We start from the raw sequence: 15131 nt of genomic DNA on the forward strand, positions 1-15131 counted from the left end.
AAGTAGCGTTCAATAATATACGTTGTGTCTTACAACTACTTTTGCAAGAGGTCTATTATTGACGCTGCCTGTGGTGGTACAGCCGCCCAAGGCAAACGCAGTCAGTAAGGCAGTAGATGCCAGTATTTTTTTTGTAGGCCCGTGTTTTTTCACAGAATACTCCTTGGTATGGTTATAAAAATAATGGTTGTAAAGACAAACATGGTGCCACGACAGCCCTAAAAAAGCACATAAAAAAACCAGCGAAGGCCATTTATTTTGGTCTTCGCTGGCGTGTTAAGATCGCCAGAGCATCAAAGCGAGACTGAAATAAGTCGATCCCAGTCTAGCGAACTGATGCAGCGTATCTTTTTTGTTTAGTTCTTTTATTTAGTAATGCCGATATTAGACGTTTTTACCGTGCTGCTTTTGCTGAATGTCTTTGGCCAACTTATAGCATTCGTTGATATGATCGGTGGCGATTTTCTTAAAAATGGTATAGCCCATCGTTGCAGCCACCAACTGCCCACCCAATGGGATAAATTTGGTCACTTGCTTGGCGGCGATACGACCACCAAAACCTTGAATGGTTTTTTTGACGAGACCGCGCGTCGCCATCAAACCTGCAAAGTCAACCGTACGGTCTCTAATCGCGCTCCAGTGCACTTCGCGTGACTCCAAGTCAATCGCTGACTCACGGTCTTCGATTAAGCCAAAGCGCTCACTGATCTCAGGGATGAGCTGGGTCAACATGCCTGCATCGACTGCCACATCAAAAAACGGCACAGGGACGATGGCGACACCAGCTGAGACTCTGGCACGTTTTTTGACCAAACCTAGACATTCTTGTTTGACTTTATCGAGATCAAGATTGGGGTCGATAGTATTAGGAAGTTTTTCAGCGACTGGTGTGGTTTTCATAAAAGGTCCTTGTACGTTTTTTTAGATAATGGAAAATAGGGTTTTTATATCACTCATGGTGAAAATATATTGATTGACATCTATTTTATGGGTTTATCGGTAGCATACAATCATCGCTTTGTAGCAAAATGCAGAAAATTACAGTCACTGTACACCGTTTTTGTAAATTTAGCCTAAGCCAAAAGTGTGCGCAGACATGGAGCGCAAGCGCTGTATGATCTGCTGAAGGCTGACAAAGTGTTTTAAACAAGTGTTTTAAGAAGTCAAAAGCAATCGTAAAGAATAAACCTGACCGCTATAAATTGGCATTGTGACCCTGCATGAAAGCCAGTAGAATACCGTCATGCTAAATTTAACCCCTCGTTATACGAGCACTCGCATCGACGAGTTGCCCGCCACCTTACAGCCTCTTGCCGCCCAGTCACCGACGCTTGCCCGACTATACGCTGGTCGCGGTATCACCAATCCTGAGCAGCTGGAGATCAGTCTCTCTGGGCTACTGCCCGCTGAGCAGCTGCATGGTGTCACCAAAGCTGTGGATCTGTTAGATGCTGCTATTGATAAAGGTCAGCGGATTTTGATCGTCGGCGACTTTGACTGCGACGGCGCGACCAGCACGGCGCTGATGATGCGTGTGCTCACTAAGATGGGCGCGGTGGTGGATTTTTTGGTGCCAGATCGCTTTAAATATGGCTATGGGCTGACGCCTGAGATTGTCGAATTAGGAATTGAAACTTATCAGCCTGATTTGATCGTGACGGTGGACAATGGCATCTCCAGTCATGAAGGTGTCGCCCGTGCGCAAGCGGACGGTATCACCGTTATCATTACCGATCATCATCTAACGACCAAAGCGACGCCGCCGGCTGAAGCTGTGGTCAACCCTAATCAGCTAGACTGCAGCTTTGATAGTAAGGCTTTGGTAGGAGTCGGTGTCGCGTTTTATGTCTTAGGCAGGCTTGCAAAGCTTAGACGTGAAGCGGGTAAACCGGCGGTGCAAGTCAGTCAATATCTAGACTTAGTAGCGCTCGGCACGATTGCCGATGTTGGCGTACTGGACAAAAACAACCGTATCTTGGTGCATCATGGGCTAACTGCCATTCGTCAAGGGCGCTGCTGCATGGGTATCTTGGCGCTCCTCGAGCAAGCAGGCCGCGATCCAAAGCAGCTGCACGCGCAGGACTTTGGGTTTGTCTTAGGCCCACGGATCAACGCTGCTGGGCGTATGGACAACATGCGTATCGGTATTGAGTGCTTGTTGACCGAAGACTGGCACACCGCACAGCGTTTGGCGCAACAGCTAGAACAGCTAAACCGTACGCGCCGTCAGGTAGAAGGCGAGATGCGGGCGCAGGCAGACAATATCGTACAGACGCTAGCAGGCACCGCCAGTAGCACCGATAAGCGCAGTATTATTTTGTATCAAGACGATTGGCATCAAGGCGTCATCGGTATCGTCGCTGGACGATTAAAAGAAACGCATTATCTGCCCAGCATTGTCTTTGCGCCAGCAGATACCGAACGTACGGGAGATGACGACGCAATCAAAGGCTCTGCGCGGTCGATTGCAGGCGTGCATATTCGTGATGCCATTGAGCTGGTCGCTGAGCGCTATCCTGACTTGATCAGCCACTTTGGTGGCCATGCGATGGCGGCTGGCTTGACGATCAAGCGTCGTCACTTTGACGGGTTTGTGGCGGCGTTCAATGAGGTCATGGCAGAGATAGATGACGAGGTGTTTGCTGAGCAAAAACTCACCGATGGGCCACTGCAGGCCAGCGACTTTAGCCTATGGTTTGCCGAGCATTTGGCAGATGCCAGTATCTGGGGTCATGGCTTTGCACCGCCGATATTTGATGGGGTGTTTGAGGTATTAAGCTTTAAGGTTTTAAAAGACAAGCACTTAAAGCTATCACTGCGCTATCCCGACGTGCAGTATCCGATTGATGCCATTTATTTTAACTTTGATAGCGCGGCGTGGGATTATCGCGCCCAGCAAGTGCATGTATTGTTTGAGCTCGATATCAACGAGTGGAACGGCAAACAAAGCTTACAACTCATGATCAAAGACTTGGCAGTGGTAGCAGCGGCGTAGCGCGTAAAGCGCTTTTACCGCCAGTGCTTTGACTGCTTAGCATTGAGACCCGCGTGTCAGCGCCGTGTGATTAATATCGCCATTCTATGGTCGGAAACTGCCAATCATAACGTATCGCCAGCATACGCAAAATAAAAATCGTACTCATCGCTGAGACGTCAGCCACCCAAGGCATCACGCCGAGATTGTGCAGCGCAAAGTAGAGAATGCCGCCTGCCAATGCCGCGGTGATGTAAATCTCTTGCTGCAAAACCAGCGGTATCTCATTGCAGATCATATCGCGGATAATACCGCCGACCACGATGGTAATCACCCCTAGGAGTAACGCCACTGGCACGTTGGCGCCCATACTGTCTGCGACTTTGATGCCGATGAGGGTAAAGGCTGATAAGCCGATGGTGTCTGAGAGTTTGAGAAACGTATCGACGCGTCTGGAGTTTGGATGAAAAAATATCTGCATCACCAGTGAAGACAAGGTAATGACGGTCAAGTAGCTCATATCGACCATCCAAAACAGCGGATGACGGTCTAAAATGACATCACGTACCGTACCGCCACCGATGGCAGTAACAATAGACACCAGCAGACAACCAAAGACATCGAAGTTTTTGTGCTTGGCCAGTATCGTACCTGAGACGCTACAAGCGACGATACCGATCATATCAAACAGATATATCAGCGAGCGCGGATCAAACGTGGTGATCAGAGCAGCAGGGTCTAATGCGATGGTCAACATGCGCAAGTCTCATTAGGTGATGATGGGGCAGCGGGCCGAATCGGTAGAAGAGGATAAAGGCTATCTACAATCAATCTGACAATCTGATATTAATGATAGTGAGTTCAGTATAAAAACGATACAGTGGGACTGGGATGAATTTTACGCAGCATCTGTCGGCGTAGGCACAGCACGCCAGAAAAATTTATACCAGTTCCCCGTTATATTTTATTTAGAATCGACTATAGCCGTTAATCTACCGTCAATCAACTAGGCGAATAGACGGCAGATGCCAGTCAAACCTCAGTGCCAACATCCGAACAGCAAAAATCACAAACAGCATAATAAATTCATTGATGCCAGCATCGACCCCCAAATACTGCAGCAGCAGATAGGTCGTAGAGCCTATGATGCTGGCCGTGATATAAATCTCACGCTGTAGCACAAGCGGTATCTCATTACAGATAATATCACGTAATAGCCCACCGATAATCGCGGTCCAAACCCCCATCATAATCGCAATGATCGGTGACATATCTTGCGTGAGCGCCACCTTAAAACCAATGACACTAAATGCGGCCAAGCCAATAGCATCAAAGAGCTTTAGCGCATTATCAATCTTATGATAAAGGTGAAAAAATATCTGTAAAATAAGCGAGGTCAGCGTGATGACGATTACATAATTGAGATCCGTCATCCAAAACAATGGATGACGATCAAGCGCCATATCACGTAGTGTACCACCGCCGATGGCATTGACCAGCGATACCAAAATACAGCCTGCAATATCAAAGCCTTTGTGCTGCGCCAGCAAGGTTCCCGCGATTGCGCAGGCTATCACCCCTACCATATCCAGTAAGTACAACAAGATATCAGGGAAAATCAAATCATTAACCATCGTTATAGTACCAAGTCGTGACCGTCAAAATGAGATGACTGAGCGCAATAAAGGCTATTGCATTCGTCGTGTAGCAAAAACATCAACGAGACAGCTGTATACGACTTAGCCATCCTTGGCAAAAAATATCAGCCCGATAATGATCAAACCAATACCGAGCAAACCCATCGCTGAAGGTACCGAGTTACCCAGTAATAATATTCCACCGATAAGGGCAAATATCACCTCACTGGCTTGGGTGGCATCGACGCCAGCCACTTCGCTTGAGGTCACCGCCTGACCGCGCGCGTACAAAAATATAGTAGTAGCCGCCACCCCGGCCAACAAAGCCACCAGCAATGTATTAAACACCTGTGTGCTATCGGGCAGCTCGGGTCGCACTATCATGCCCAAAAGCAGCCAAAATGGCAAACTCCCCACAGTCATTAGCCAAACTTTGTTAAAGGCATTGTGTAGTAAGGTAGTCTCAATCGAGGGGATACGATGGATCAGAGTTTGCAGTAGTGACGGCGCAGGTGCGGCGGCAGGCAGAGCATTTAGAGCGGTGCTGGTACCAGTGTCATATAAAGTAGGCGGCAGATCATAAGCTTCAGAGGTGAGTGGCTCGTCATGGGTGTCGGCAATGCCAGATACGGCGTGCGACTGATCTGCCAAGTCAGCGGGTAACGCTGGCGTGCGGGAGTTATGAGTGACTTGCCAGACCAACTGATTGCCAATCGGGTAGCTAAAGGCGGCAATAAGGGCGGGTAGTGCGCCATAGAGCAGCATCTGTGCCATAGGGACGGCAGGGGCAATATCAGTGTCGGCAAGTGCAGCGGCGTGCAAGCCCTCACTGACATTGACCATCACCACGCCAACAAACACCAAAAGGGCATAAAGGATGAATTTTTTATCAAAACGCTGGCCAAAGACCATCAGCACCAATAAGCTGGTCACGACGGTAAACATAAAGGTTGCTGCGACCACCCAGCCTGCCACATGATCGGCGGCATAGCAGATACCTGCATAAAACAGCCCAAAGCCAATACTGCCTGTGAGGCACCAAAAAACCCAGTGCTGAAAAAAGACCGCTGTCAAAGCTTTGAGGCACCCCATCCCTTGCTGAAACAAGATGATGCCGGTGATTATCAGCCACATAAAGACATAGCGCAGACTCGCCGACCAAAACCAGTGGCCGCCTGCCGCGCTCATCATCTCATTTAAAATAAATGTCGAGCTAAAAAACGCCCCTGCCAATAAGCCCAGTAGTATTAGCTTGATCATCTTTGTGCCCTTATCCTTATTTCCGTGTCGTGTGAGCGATTTATACCGTTTTTCTTGTGCCCTTGATACAGCTGTTTAGCTGTTTATGATAACGCCGAGGCGATGTCCTATCGTTATTTGCCTTTTCACTGTTTGCCTTTTCACTATTTACCTTTGGCATCTGCCCAAATGATTTTGTGCAATTGCAGCTGAAAGCGCACGGGCAGGGCGTCGGTCAGTATCCATTCGGCAAGCTCGCGGGCAAGCACAGGCACCTCTGGACTGACCGCGTCATCGATATCATCTGCAACAGTAAACATCGGCGAAAACCAAACCGTGCCAACGCGTTTATCCAGCTGATGCTCAATGAGTGTGGCTTTTGCCCAGTCATAGTCAGTGCGGTTCATAATGACAAACTTAATCTGATCATGCTGGGTTAAGTGGTCAAGATTTGACCAAAGGTTTTTATCAGCTTCGCCTGAGCTTGGGGTTTTGAGATCCATGACTTTGCTGACCGCCGCTGGTACGTCTTTGACACTCAGCGCCCCTGCCGTCTCAAGGGAAATCTCATAGCCATCGCTGAGCAGGCGTTGCATCAGCTCGATGGCATTGGGCTGCGCCAATGGCTCACCGCCCGTCAGACAAATCCGCTTGCACGGATAGGTTTTGATCGTCGCTATGATGGCATCTAATGACTGACGCTCGCCACCTGTAAAGGCATACTCAGTATCGCAGTAGACGCATCTGAGCGGACAGCCGGTTAATCGGACAAATATGGTCGGTAAGCCTGAGGTCAGCGCCTCACCTTGTAGCGAGTAAAAAATCTCTGTCAAACGCAGACCTGCGCTCGGGTCGGTGACAGGGATGGCGGCGGTGCGTAACGGCGACTGGTTCATAATGGTTTCAAATACAATATAGTTTCAACGACAATTAAGAGCTGATAAGGCGATAGGGTAATAAAGCGCTCGGCGATAAGCTTGTGCAAAAAGTCAGGTCGTAGGTGCGGCCGTTTTATGCGAGGATAGCGCAAAAAATCACGGTGAATTATAACGTAACCAATGATATTACGCTGCGGCTAATACATAAAAAATTAAAATATAAAAAAAGATGCTGAAGCCATGCTCCAGCATCTGTATATAAAGTTATTTTACTAGGGCGTGTCCTCATTTTAAAAATGGTGATAAAAATGAGATAAATCGCAGTCAAACAAGTAAGATATCGCAAGTGATATCGAGATATTAGTCAGCTATTTGACACCGTTTGGCCAGATTTAGCCATTTTTAGCCCATTTAGATGGCTATCGATTGAATTGAGGACACGCCCTAAAAACGGTTTGGTACAAAAATCAACGTATACGCGAGCAGATTAGTCTAAGCGTAGCAGCTCATTAACCGCTGTTTTTGCACGCGTTTGCGCATCAACTTTTTTTACGATAATTGCAGCGTACAGGCTATGAGTACCATCTTCTGATGGCAAGCTGCCTGGAACGACGACTGAACCTGCAGGGACACGGCCGCGATGAATCTCGCCCGTTTCGCGGTCATAAATGCGCGTAGATTGACCGATATAGACGCCCATAGAGATGACTGCGCCTTCCTCAACGATAACGCCTTCGACGATCTCAGAGCGCGCACCAATAAAGCAGTTGTCTTCGATAATAGTCGGGTTGGCTTGTAGCGGCTCAAGCACACCGCCGATACCCACGCCGCCTGATAGATGGACGTTTTTACCGATTTGCGCGCAAGAGCCAACGGTTGCCCACGTATCGACCATCGCGCCTTGATCAACATAAGCGCCGATGTTGACGTATGACGGCATCAGTACCGCGCCTGCTGCGACATAAGAGCCTTTACGAGCGACCGCAGGTGGCACGACGCGTACGCCAGCTTCTTTAAACTGCGCTTCGGTCCAGTCAGCAAATTTGGTCGGTACTTTGTCATAAAACTGCACATGGTCGCCAGCGGCTTGTACGTAGTTGTCGTTTAGACGAAATGACAGTAGTACTGCTTTTTTGGCCCACTGATTGACGACCCATTCGCCATCCTTTTTTTCTGCTACGCGCAGGCTACCGTTATCTAGTTGCTCAAGCACTTGCTCGATGGCATCGCGCACATCTTGCGGCATGGTGCTTGGGCTATATTCGTTACGGTTTTCAAAGGCTTGTTCGATGGTTTGTTGTAATGACATAAAGGTTCCTAAAGTTAATAAAAGAGAAATCTTATAACAAAATAAGGGCGTAAATGTGGTGAAAAAACACGTTCGCTGTATTGTCGCTAATTTGACCGCTTTTAGCAAACGTCCGCAGTATTATCTTCTATCCATTCTAGGATATCTTGATAAACGGTTTGATGGTCTTTTTCATGGAGCGGCTCATGACGCATATTTGGATAAAGCTGGATATCGACGTTGCTAAAGTTTTGCTGGTTTAAGCGGTTGACGATGCGCCGAATGCCGCGACCCATATTGCCGATAGGGTCGTCCTCGCCGCTGATAAAGAGCATCGGAAAGTCCTTGGGAATGGTGGCGGCCCAGTGTTTATTCAGCCCCGTTTCCATCAAACAAAACAGCGTCATAAAGCCGTTATTGGTAAAATCAAAGCCTGTCAATGGATCAGCCTCATAGTCTGCGATGGCTTCAGGGTTTTGACTTAACCAAGCAAACTCAGAGTCTGATTGGCGGTTCTTTAGCTTGCTATTGAGGACTTTATTCATGGCCGTGGAAAATACAGGATTTGGGGTTTTTGGGGCGACTTTTGCCAAGAGTTTATTGGCAGGTACCAGCACTTTGGTCAAGGGGTTGGCATCTGCACTGCCCATCAAGATAGCACCTGCAAAGCGATGAGCATGATGTTTGAGGACATTGCGGACGATAAAGGAGCCCATTGAGTGCCCCATGACAAAGTGTGGCACCTCCGGATGACGCGCTTGTAGCTGATCTGCCATCACGATGACGTCTTTTAGCAATGACTGCATAGGATGCTCGTCAGCGAAAAAACCTAAGTCTGCTTGGGTTTTGACGGTTTTACCATGGCCTAAATGGTCGTAAGTGGCGACGGCGATACCGTGATCGGCCAAAAACTGTGCAAAATCTGCATAGCGGCCACTGTGCTCGGCCATACCGTGTACGACGAGTAGAGTGGCCTTGATATCGGTTTGCGTATCGCTTGGCACAAAAAACGTATGATGTAGATGGTGGATATTGTCTGAGGACAAAATCTGCTCGTGACTGCTATCGGTGCTACTACTCATAAAAAACTCCTATGATTCGGTAAAATACGGGGCGCATGATTGTCTTAAACATAGAGGACAAATCGCACGATATAAGCTGCCTGATATCGTGCATGATGGGCCATATCATTTGACTGCTATTGTACTGGACGCTGATAAATAGTGTTGCCTTCTTTGATGGTTTTTACTACTTTAATATTGCGGATATCGGCTGGTTTTATGGTCAGTGGGTTGTTATCTAAAATCACCAAATCCGCGAGTTTACCAGCAGCCAGTGTGCCTTTGGTGTCTTCTTCAAAATACTGATACGCCGCGTTGCTGGTGATGGCCTTGAGAGCTTGGTACGGCGTGATGCGTTCATCAGCACCGATGACTTGACCTGTACGTGAGGTGCGATTGACCGCTGTCCAAACAGAAAACAGCGGATCGACTGGCGTGACAGTGTCGTCGGAGTGATTGGTATAAGGGATGCCCATTTTATCAACTGTAGCAAGAGGGCTTAAGGAGTTGGCGCGTTTTTCGCCCAAGTTTTTGATATGGACATCGCCCCAAAAGTAAGCGTGGTTGGTAAAAAATGACGGCACCATATTGTACTTTTTAAACGCCGCTAGCTGATCTGGTCGCGCAAACTGCGTATGAATCGGCACGATACGGCGGTCTTTATCAGCGGCTTGCCCCGTTTGTTTGACCGCATATTCGTGCGCTTTGAGGATCATATCAGTGGCCGCGTCACCATTATTATGAATAAATAACTGATTGTCATTTTTATAGGCTTTGACAAACATCTCATTCATCTTCTCTTGGCTGATACTCGGCAAGCCGCGGCAGTCGCTCTCGCAGTCTGGTACAGGCGTCAGATAAGGCTGAGTAAAGTAAGCGGTCTTGCCTTGCGGGGAGCCGTCGGCGATGATTTTGGTGCCTTGTACCTTAAAACCGCTTTGATAGGTTTGCCATTTAAAGTCTTTATCGGCCAAGTTTTCGTCCAAATCACTAACCCCTGCCAAGGAGACCAAGTCGATTTTTAGCTTACCATTATCGGCTTGTTTTTGGAAAAACTGAATAGCATCACGGGTAGTAGAGCCGTCTTGCGCTGTGGTCACGCCGTACTTGGCGTAGTAGTCTTGGGTTTGATCAAAAAACTGCGCTTGCTTGGGCTCAAGCGTCTTAAGCAGTTGATACATAAGCGGATACATCGCTGTCTCTTGTAGCAGACCATTTGGCTCGTTTGAGCCTTTGATTCGGGCGATATTACCGCCTTCAGGTGACTGGCTATCGGCAGTGATGTCCATAGCAGCCAGCGCACTGGAGTTGGCAACCCCCATATGACCACTGGTATGCTGCAAATACACTGGATTGTTTGGCAAAACGCTATCAATCTCTTCTTTGGTCGGATGGCGATCCTCAGTGAGCTGAGTCTCATCATAACCCCAGCCAAATATCCACTCACCATCAGCGATATTATTGTCTTTTTTATAAGCCTTTAACGCTCGCAGCACTTTATCGATATTGTCTATCTTACCAATCGGCGGCGCGCTCAGATCCACCTGTCCCATAGTGTTGGACACCAAGCCAAAATGACTGTGCGGATCGATAAATCCTGGCAGCAGCGTCTGATGTTGCAAATCGACGGTCGCGGCGTTTTTATAGTTGTTTTGCGCGTGTTTTAAGCTGCCAACATAAGCAATCTTACCGTTTTGGGTGACCAGTGCTTGCGCCAGTTGCGGCTGGTCGCCCTCCATGGTAATGATATTGCCGTTGTAATAGATGGTTGCTTGACTGGTCGCTGTTTGTACCGCCACCGCGCTGTCTTGATTGTTTGCTGTCAGATTTGCTGCACAGCCGATCATACCCAGTAGGCCCATGCCTAATAAGGCCGGTCTTATAAATAGATGTGTGCTCATTTTCTTCCCTAGTCTTATCTTTTCTCATGAATGATAGACGTACTGTGCGCTTTGCCAAAGCATACCGATAGAACCAATCTAACTATAATGCCAAATGCGGTCAATATCCTTGGGCGATTTGTTGCTTTTCTATCCTGTGGGAGCCAGTAGCGCCTAGAGCATGCATTAATGCTGATATGGAATAAGCAGCTAAATTATAGTTGATCCACTATAAAAGAAATGCAGTAAGACAGGAAAGCATTTTGCGCAGTATCTGTTTGCGTCGGTGCAGGCAGTTTATTTATCATAAGAATTGCTATAGTATTACAGGTCTGTAACGTATCTATTTTTAAAGACTATGCGTTTAGAAAAACGTATAAAACATTTCAAGGATGAATGCCATGCTCAACTCTTCAAAATCTCCTTTGCTTTTATCGGCGATGTTAAGTGCTATTTTAGGCCTAACCGCGTGCTCTTCTCCAAGCTCAGAAAACACAGACAATGCAGCGGTAGAAAGTAGTGCCACTGCAGACGATAAGCTGGACACAAAGTTTGTCACCATCGCCACAGGCGGCGCATCTGGCCCTTATAATATTATTGGTACAGCACTGTCTGAGGTTTATGCCAAAACCTTTGGGGTCAACTCAAAGACGCAGACCACAGGCGCTTCAGTTGAAAACGTCAATTTATTAACCCAAGGCAAGGTAGATATGGTATTGGCGCTGAGCGATGTCGTCACCGATGCCGTCGATGGCAAAAATAACTTTGAGCAGCCAATTGACAATATTCAGCAGATCGCTGTGTTATACCCCAATGTCGTGCAAATCGTGACGTCGCAACAGTCTGGTATCAAAAATATCGAAGATCTGCGTGGTAAGCGTATCGCGGTTGGTGATCAAGGTTCAGGCACAGAGGTGAATGCGCGCACCCTATTAGAAGGCTTTGGTATTACTTATGATGATATCACCGTCGACTATTTAGGCTTTGCTGAAGCGGCTGATGGTATGAAGGCTGGCAAAATCGAAGCGGCGTTCTTTAGTAGTGGTCTACCAAACTCGTCATTGATGGAGCTAGAGCAGGGCTTGGATTTGCAGCTGGTCACTATCGATCAAGACAAGTTGAATGAGATCATCGCCACCAAACCGTACTTTAAAACCTTTGAGATACCAGCGGGTACTTACGGCAACGAGGCCGCGATACCGACGGCCGCGATTATGAATGCGTTGTTGGTGCGTTCGGATTTATCTGAAGACGATGGTTATAAGCTGACTAAGGCTTTGTTTGATAATTTGGACGGCCTAAAAACCGCGCATCAAGCAGCCAATGATATCAGCTTAGAGTCTGCCAACACTGGTATGGTAGCCCCAATCCATCCTGGCGCTAAAAAGTACTACGATGAGCAAGCAGCCAAGTAAACGTCTATGGTTATTAACTAGCGCGGCACTGATGGCTGCGCTAGTTTTTTTTGTGCTATGGGCCAGCGTATCCCAGCAGCCCGTTGTCGAAGTGCAAGTCGATGGCACCACCTGTTATTTTACTGAGCCAAACTTTGAGCTGCGCTGGATCCATTCTGTAGAAAAGCAGTGGTGGGAGGAGCAGTATCAGCGTACAGACGACGGTCTGCTATTGACCACCACTTATTTTGAAGCGTTTGGTGCAGGTACGCCGTCGACTGAAGCGCTGGCCCCCATACAAAAACCTGGCTATTTGGGTTATCAAATCAACGAAACGCTGCCTAGTCTTAATTGGGTAGTGTCTAGATTGACCAAGGGTGAGTTAAATTATGCCGACCATCGGCTTTTGATTCATGAGTGGGCGCCAGATTATTCTGAAGTAGCGATTACGCCCAAGACGTATCATTTAATTGACAGATTACAAAAGGACTTTTGTCATGAACTCGCAAGTGACGGATCACGATAATGTGACCACGATGTCAGCCAATCATGCTGATCTGCCCATCCATGCCAGCACCCATGCTGCTACCAATGTAGATGCCGAGCTTGACGCGCAAGCTCATAATCAGGCCATATTAGAAAAGTATGATCGAGAGTCGATCACCCGTCACATTACTCAAGGTCCAGTTAAGTATTTTATCGCTGGGATTTGCATTTTATATTCTATCTTTCACTTGTATATCACCTTCAACCCAATGCCAGCACTATTGCAGCGCTCTGTACACGTCGGTGTTGGTTTTGCTCTGATATTTCTGATATTTCCAGCCAGTAAAAAAAGTAGCCGCAATCACGTCGCTTGGTATGACTGGATTTGGTTCTTGCTATCATTGTCTGGCATGGCTTATCTGATATACGAGTATCAAGATATCGTGACCTCACGTGGTGGTATGGCCAATCCGGTCGATGTGATATTTTCTATTATCACCGTCATTTGTGTGTTAGAGGGCAGTCGCCGTATCACCGGTTGGATTTTGCCGATCTTGGCATCGATATTTTTGGCTTATCCATTTGTCAGCCATCTAGATTTTATGCCTGATCGATTGCTCACGCGTCCTTATGATATGGGCGATATCTTTGGTCAGTTGTTTTTAAAAACGGAAGGTCTGTATTCTGTGGCGATTGGCGCGTCGGTGACGTTTATCTTTTTGTTCATCTTATTTGGCGCGTTTTTGGCGCGCTCTGGTATGGGTCAGCTGTTTAATGATTTGGCATTGGCTATTGCTGGGGATAAAAAAGGCGGCCCTGCCAAGGTTGCAGTCATCTCAAGCGGCTTTATGGGCAGTATCAATGGCTCAGCATTATCGAACGTTGTCAGCACCGGCGCGTTTACTATTCCATTGATGAAAAAAGTCGGTTATCACAAAGACTTTTCGGGAGCAGTAGAAGCCAGCGCGTCAGTTGGTGGGCAGATATTGCCACCGATTATGGGAGCCAGTGCCTTTATCATGGCGGAGACCACAGGGCTACCTTATAGCACCATTGCTCTAGCGGCTTTATTGCCGGCAGTGCTCTACTATCTGGGCGTTATTGCTCAAGTGCATTTTCGTGCGGGTCGCCGCGACCTAAAAGGCATCGCCAAAGAAAACCTGCCCGCCGTCAAAGAAGTATTAAAAGCGCGTGGTCATATGCTACTACCGATTGTGTTTTTGATTTATTTATTGATTGAAAACGTACCCGTCGGCTATGCCGCGGCCTATACCATTGGCTTCACGGTTGCCATTAGTATGCTACGCAAAGAGACCAGAATGGGGTTTTCGGACATTTTGGGTGCACTAGAAGATGGTGCTCGCCAGTCGCTGGCAGTGATGGCGGCCTGTGCGGTCGTCGGGGTGATCATTGGCGTTGTCAGCTTAACCAGCTTTGGGACGGTGATGACCTCATCCATCGTGACATTAGGAGCTGGGTCGTTATTCTTAACCCTAATATTGACCATGCTTGCCTCTATGGTACTCGGCATGGGGCTACCGTCTATTCCTGCGTATATCATTACCGCAACGATGGCAGCGCCTGCACTAGCAGGTTTTGATATTCCTATTTTATCAGCGCATATGTTCGTGTTTTATTTTGGTATTTTTGCCAATATTACGCCACCTGTCTGTCTGGCAGCCTTTGCTGGTGCGGGTATATCTGGTGGTGACCCGATGAAGACAGGGTTTTTGTCGTTGAAGCTGGCATTGGCCGGATTTATCGTGCCATTTATGTTCATCTATAGTCCGACAATGCTGATGATAGATCCCACGGGTCTGGCAGTCACGGCAAAAGACTTTCCGCTGCCGCCTATCCTTGATATCGTGACAGTGGTATTTACATCGGTAACAGGGGTTATTGCTTTAGGGGCGGCGCTAGAGGGCTATTTTAGGGGCGCTATGAGTCCACTCACGCGTGGCATATTGGCCATCGGCGCGTTACTACTGATTTATCCTGAACTGACCACAGGCTTGGTAGGTGGGATTATCGTGCTAATTATCGCTGTTTGGAACATAAAAACCGCTGAAAAGCCCACACCGACATTAACGGTTTAAAGCGTTAGGTATCTATATTAGGGCGTGTCCTCAATTCAATCGATAGCCATCTGAATGGGCTAAAAATGGCTAAATCTGGCCAAACGGTGTCAAATAGCTGACTAATATCTTGATATTATCTGCGCTATTTTCCTTGTTTGACAGCGATTTATCTCATTTTTATCGCCATTTTTAAAATGAGGACATACCCTAAGAGAT

At 47.6% G+C, this 15131-nt stretch carries 12 protein-coding genes; 4 read left to right on the top strand and 8 right to left on the bottom strand.

The genetic code is table 11. The features are described from left to right. Positions 1 to 384 precede the first annotated feature (384 nt). Positions 385 to 900, bottom strand: coding sequence for a hypothetical protein (locus JFC05_RS01510; RefSeq protein ID WP_198335485.1), 516 nt, complete (start codon positions 898 to 900; stop codon positions 385 to 387). Positions 901 to 1243: 343 nt separating this feature from the next. On the opposite strand from JFC05_RS01510, the gene recJ reads away from it, so the two are divergent. Then, positions 1244 to 2995: a single-stranded-DNA-specific exonuclease RecJ gene (recJ, locus tag JFC05_RS01515; RefSeq protein ID WP_198335486.1), complete on the top strand. Its 1752-nt coding sequence runs from the start codon at positions 1244 to 1246 to the stop codon at positions 2993 to 2995. 70 nt (positions 2996 to 3065) lie between these two features. Here recJ and JFC05_RS01520 read toward each other — a convergent pair whose 3' ends face one another. From JFC05_RS01520 to JFC05_RS01550, 7 genes are all read right to left on the bottom strand, one after another. Continuing rightward, positions 3066 to 3731 (bottom strand): trimeric intracellular cation channel family protein, encoded by a 666-nt coding sequence (locus tag JFC05_RS01520; protein ID WP_105245075.1) that lies wholly within the window; start codon positions 3729 to 3731, stop codon positions 3066 to 3068. Between the two features lie 241 nt (positions 3732 to 3972). Beyond that, positions 3973 to 4608 carry a trimeric intracellular cation channel family protein gene (locus JFC05_RS01525; RefSeq protein ID WP_105245076.1) on the bottom strand — a complete coding sequence of 212 codons (636 nt, stop codon included), beginning with the start codon at positions 4606 to 4608 and terminating at the stop codon, positions 3973 to 3975. A gap of 105 nt (positions 4609 to 4713) precedes the next feature. Then, positions 4714 to 5871 carry a multidrug resistance efflux transporter family protein gene (locus JFC05_RS01530; protein WP_198335487.1) on the bottom strand — a complete coding sequence of 386 codons (1158 nt, stop codon included), beginning with the start codon at positions 5869 to 5871 and terminating at the stop codon, positions 4714 to 4716. A gap of 143 nt (positions 5872 to 6014) precedes the next feature. Further along, positions 6015 to 6746, bottom strand: a complete 732-nt coding sequence (gene queE, locus JFC05_RS01535; RefSeq protein WP_192995672.1) for a 7-carboxy-7-deazaguanine synthase QueE — start codon at positions 6744 to 6746, stop codon at positions 6015 to 6017. Positions 6747 to 7215: 469 nt separating this feature from the next. After that, the gene (dapD, locus tag JFC05_RS01540) at positions 7216 to 8037 is read right to left on the bottom strand and encodes a 2,3,4,5-tetrahydropyridine-2,6-dicarboxylate N-succinyltransferase (RefSeq protein WP_198335488.1); all 822 of its coding nucleotides are present in this window, start codon (positions 8035 to 8037) and stop codon (positions 7216 to 7218) included. A 101-nt stretch (positions 8038 to 8138) separates the two neighbouring features. Next, positions 8139 to 9098 (bottom strand): alpha/beta fold hydrolase, encoded by a 960-nt coding sequence (locus JFC05_RS01545; protein ID WP_198335489.1) that lies wholly within the window; start codon positions 9096 to 9098, stop codon positions 8139 to 8141. Between the two features lie 116 nt (positions 9099 to 9214). Further along, complete coding sequence (locus tag JFC05_RS01550) at positions 9215 to 10978, bottom strand: amidohydrolase (protein WP_227697362.1); 1764 nt, start codon at positions 10976 to 10978, stop codon at positions 9215 to 9217. A gap of 380 nt (positions 10979 to 11358) precedes the next feature. On the opposite strand from JFC05_RS01550, the gene JFC05_RS01555 reads away from it, so the two are divergent. The 3 genes from JFC05_RS01555 to JFC05_RS01565 are packed head-to-tail and all read left to right on the top strand — an operon-like array spanning position 11359 to position 14933. Continuing rightward, positions 11359 to 12372, top strand: a complete 1014-nt coding sequence (locus JFC05_RS01555) for a TAXI family TRAP transporter solute-binding subunit (RefSeq protein ID WP_198335490.1) — start codon at positions 11359 to 11361, stop codon at positions 12370 to 12372. After that, on the top strand, positions 12353 to 12877 hold the full coding sequence (locus JFC05_RS01560) for a DUF1850 domain-containing protein (protein ID WP_198335491.1): 525 nt from the start codon (positions 12353 to 12355) through the stop codon (positions 12875 to 12877). The genes JFC05_RS01555 and JFC05_RS01560 overlap by 20 nt, the downstream gene beginning before the upstream one ends. Continuing rightward, positions 12849 to 14933 carry a TRAP transporter permease gene (locus JFC05_RS01565; RefSeq protein WP_198335492.1) on the top strand — a complete coding sequence of 695 codons (2085 nt, stop codon included), beginning with the start codon at positions 12849 to 12851 and terminating at the stop codon, positions 14931 to 14933. The genes JFC05_RS01560 and JFC05_RS01565 overlap by 29 nt, the downstream gene beginning before the upstream one ends. Positions 14934 to 15131: the final 198 nt, after the last annotated feature.

Origin of the sequence: Psychrobacter celer, assembly GCF_016107555.1 — a bacterium.
Lineage (GTDB): Bacteria > Pseudomonadota > Gammaproteobacteria > Pseudomonadales > Moraxellaceae > Psychrobacter > Psychrobacter celer.

What these genes read in the sequence shown, in the direction of transcription:
- JFC05_RS01510 (WP_198335485.1), bottom strand. Translation starts at nt 900, where the DNA reads ATGAAAACCACACCAGTCGCTGAAAAACTTCCTAATACTATCGACCCC.
- recJ (WP_198335486.1), top strand. Translation starts at nt 1,244, where the DNA reads ATGCTAAATTTAACCCCTCGTTATACGAGCACTCGCATCGACGAGTTG.
- JFC05_RS01520 (WP_105245075.1), bottom strand. Translation starts at nt 3,731, where the DNA reads ATGTTGACCATCGCATTAGACCCTGCTGCTCTGATCACCACGTTTGAT.
- JFC05_RS01525 (WP_105245076.1), bottom strand. Translation starts at nt 4,608, where the DNA reads ATGGTTAATGATTTGATTTTCCCTGATATCTTGTTGTACTTACTGGAT.
- JFC05_RS01530 (WP_198335487.1), bottom strand. Translation starts at nt 5,871, where the DNA reads ATGATCAAGCTAATACTACTGGGCTTATTGGCAGGGGCGTTTTTTAGC.
- queE (WP_192995672.1), bottom strand. Translation starts at nt 6,746, where the DNA reads ATGAACCAGTCGCCGTTACGCACCGCCGCCATCCCTGTCACCGACCCG.
- dapD (WP_198335488.1), bottom strand. Translation starts at nt 8,037, where the DNA reads ATGTCATTACAACAAACCATCGAACAAGCCTTTGAAAACCGTAACGAA.
- JFC05_RS01545 (WP_198335489.1), bottom strand. Translation starts at nt 9,098, where the DNA reads ATGAGTAGTAGCACCGATAGCAGTCACGAGCAGATTTTGTCCTCAGAC.
- JFC05_RS01550 (WP_227697362.1), bottom strand. Translation starts at nt 10,978, where the DNA reads ATGAGCACACATCTATTTATAAGACCGGCCTTATTAGGCATGGGCCTA.
- JFC05_RS01555 (WP_198335490.1), top strand. Translation starts at nt 11,359, where the DNA reads ATGCTCAACTCTTCAAAATCTCCTTTGCTTTTATCGGCGATGTTAAGT.
- JFC05_RS01560 (WP_198335491.1), top strand. Translation starts at nt 12,353, where the DNA reads ATGAGCAAGCAGCCAAGTAAACGTCTATGGTTATTAACTAGCGCGGCA.
- JFC05_RS01565 (WP_198335492.1), top strand. Translation starts at nt 12,849, where the DNA reads ATGAACTCGCAAGTGACGGATCACGATAATGTGACCACGATGTCAGCC.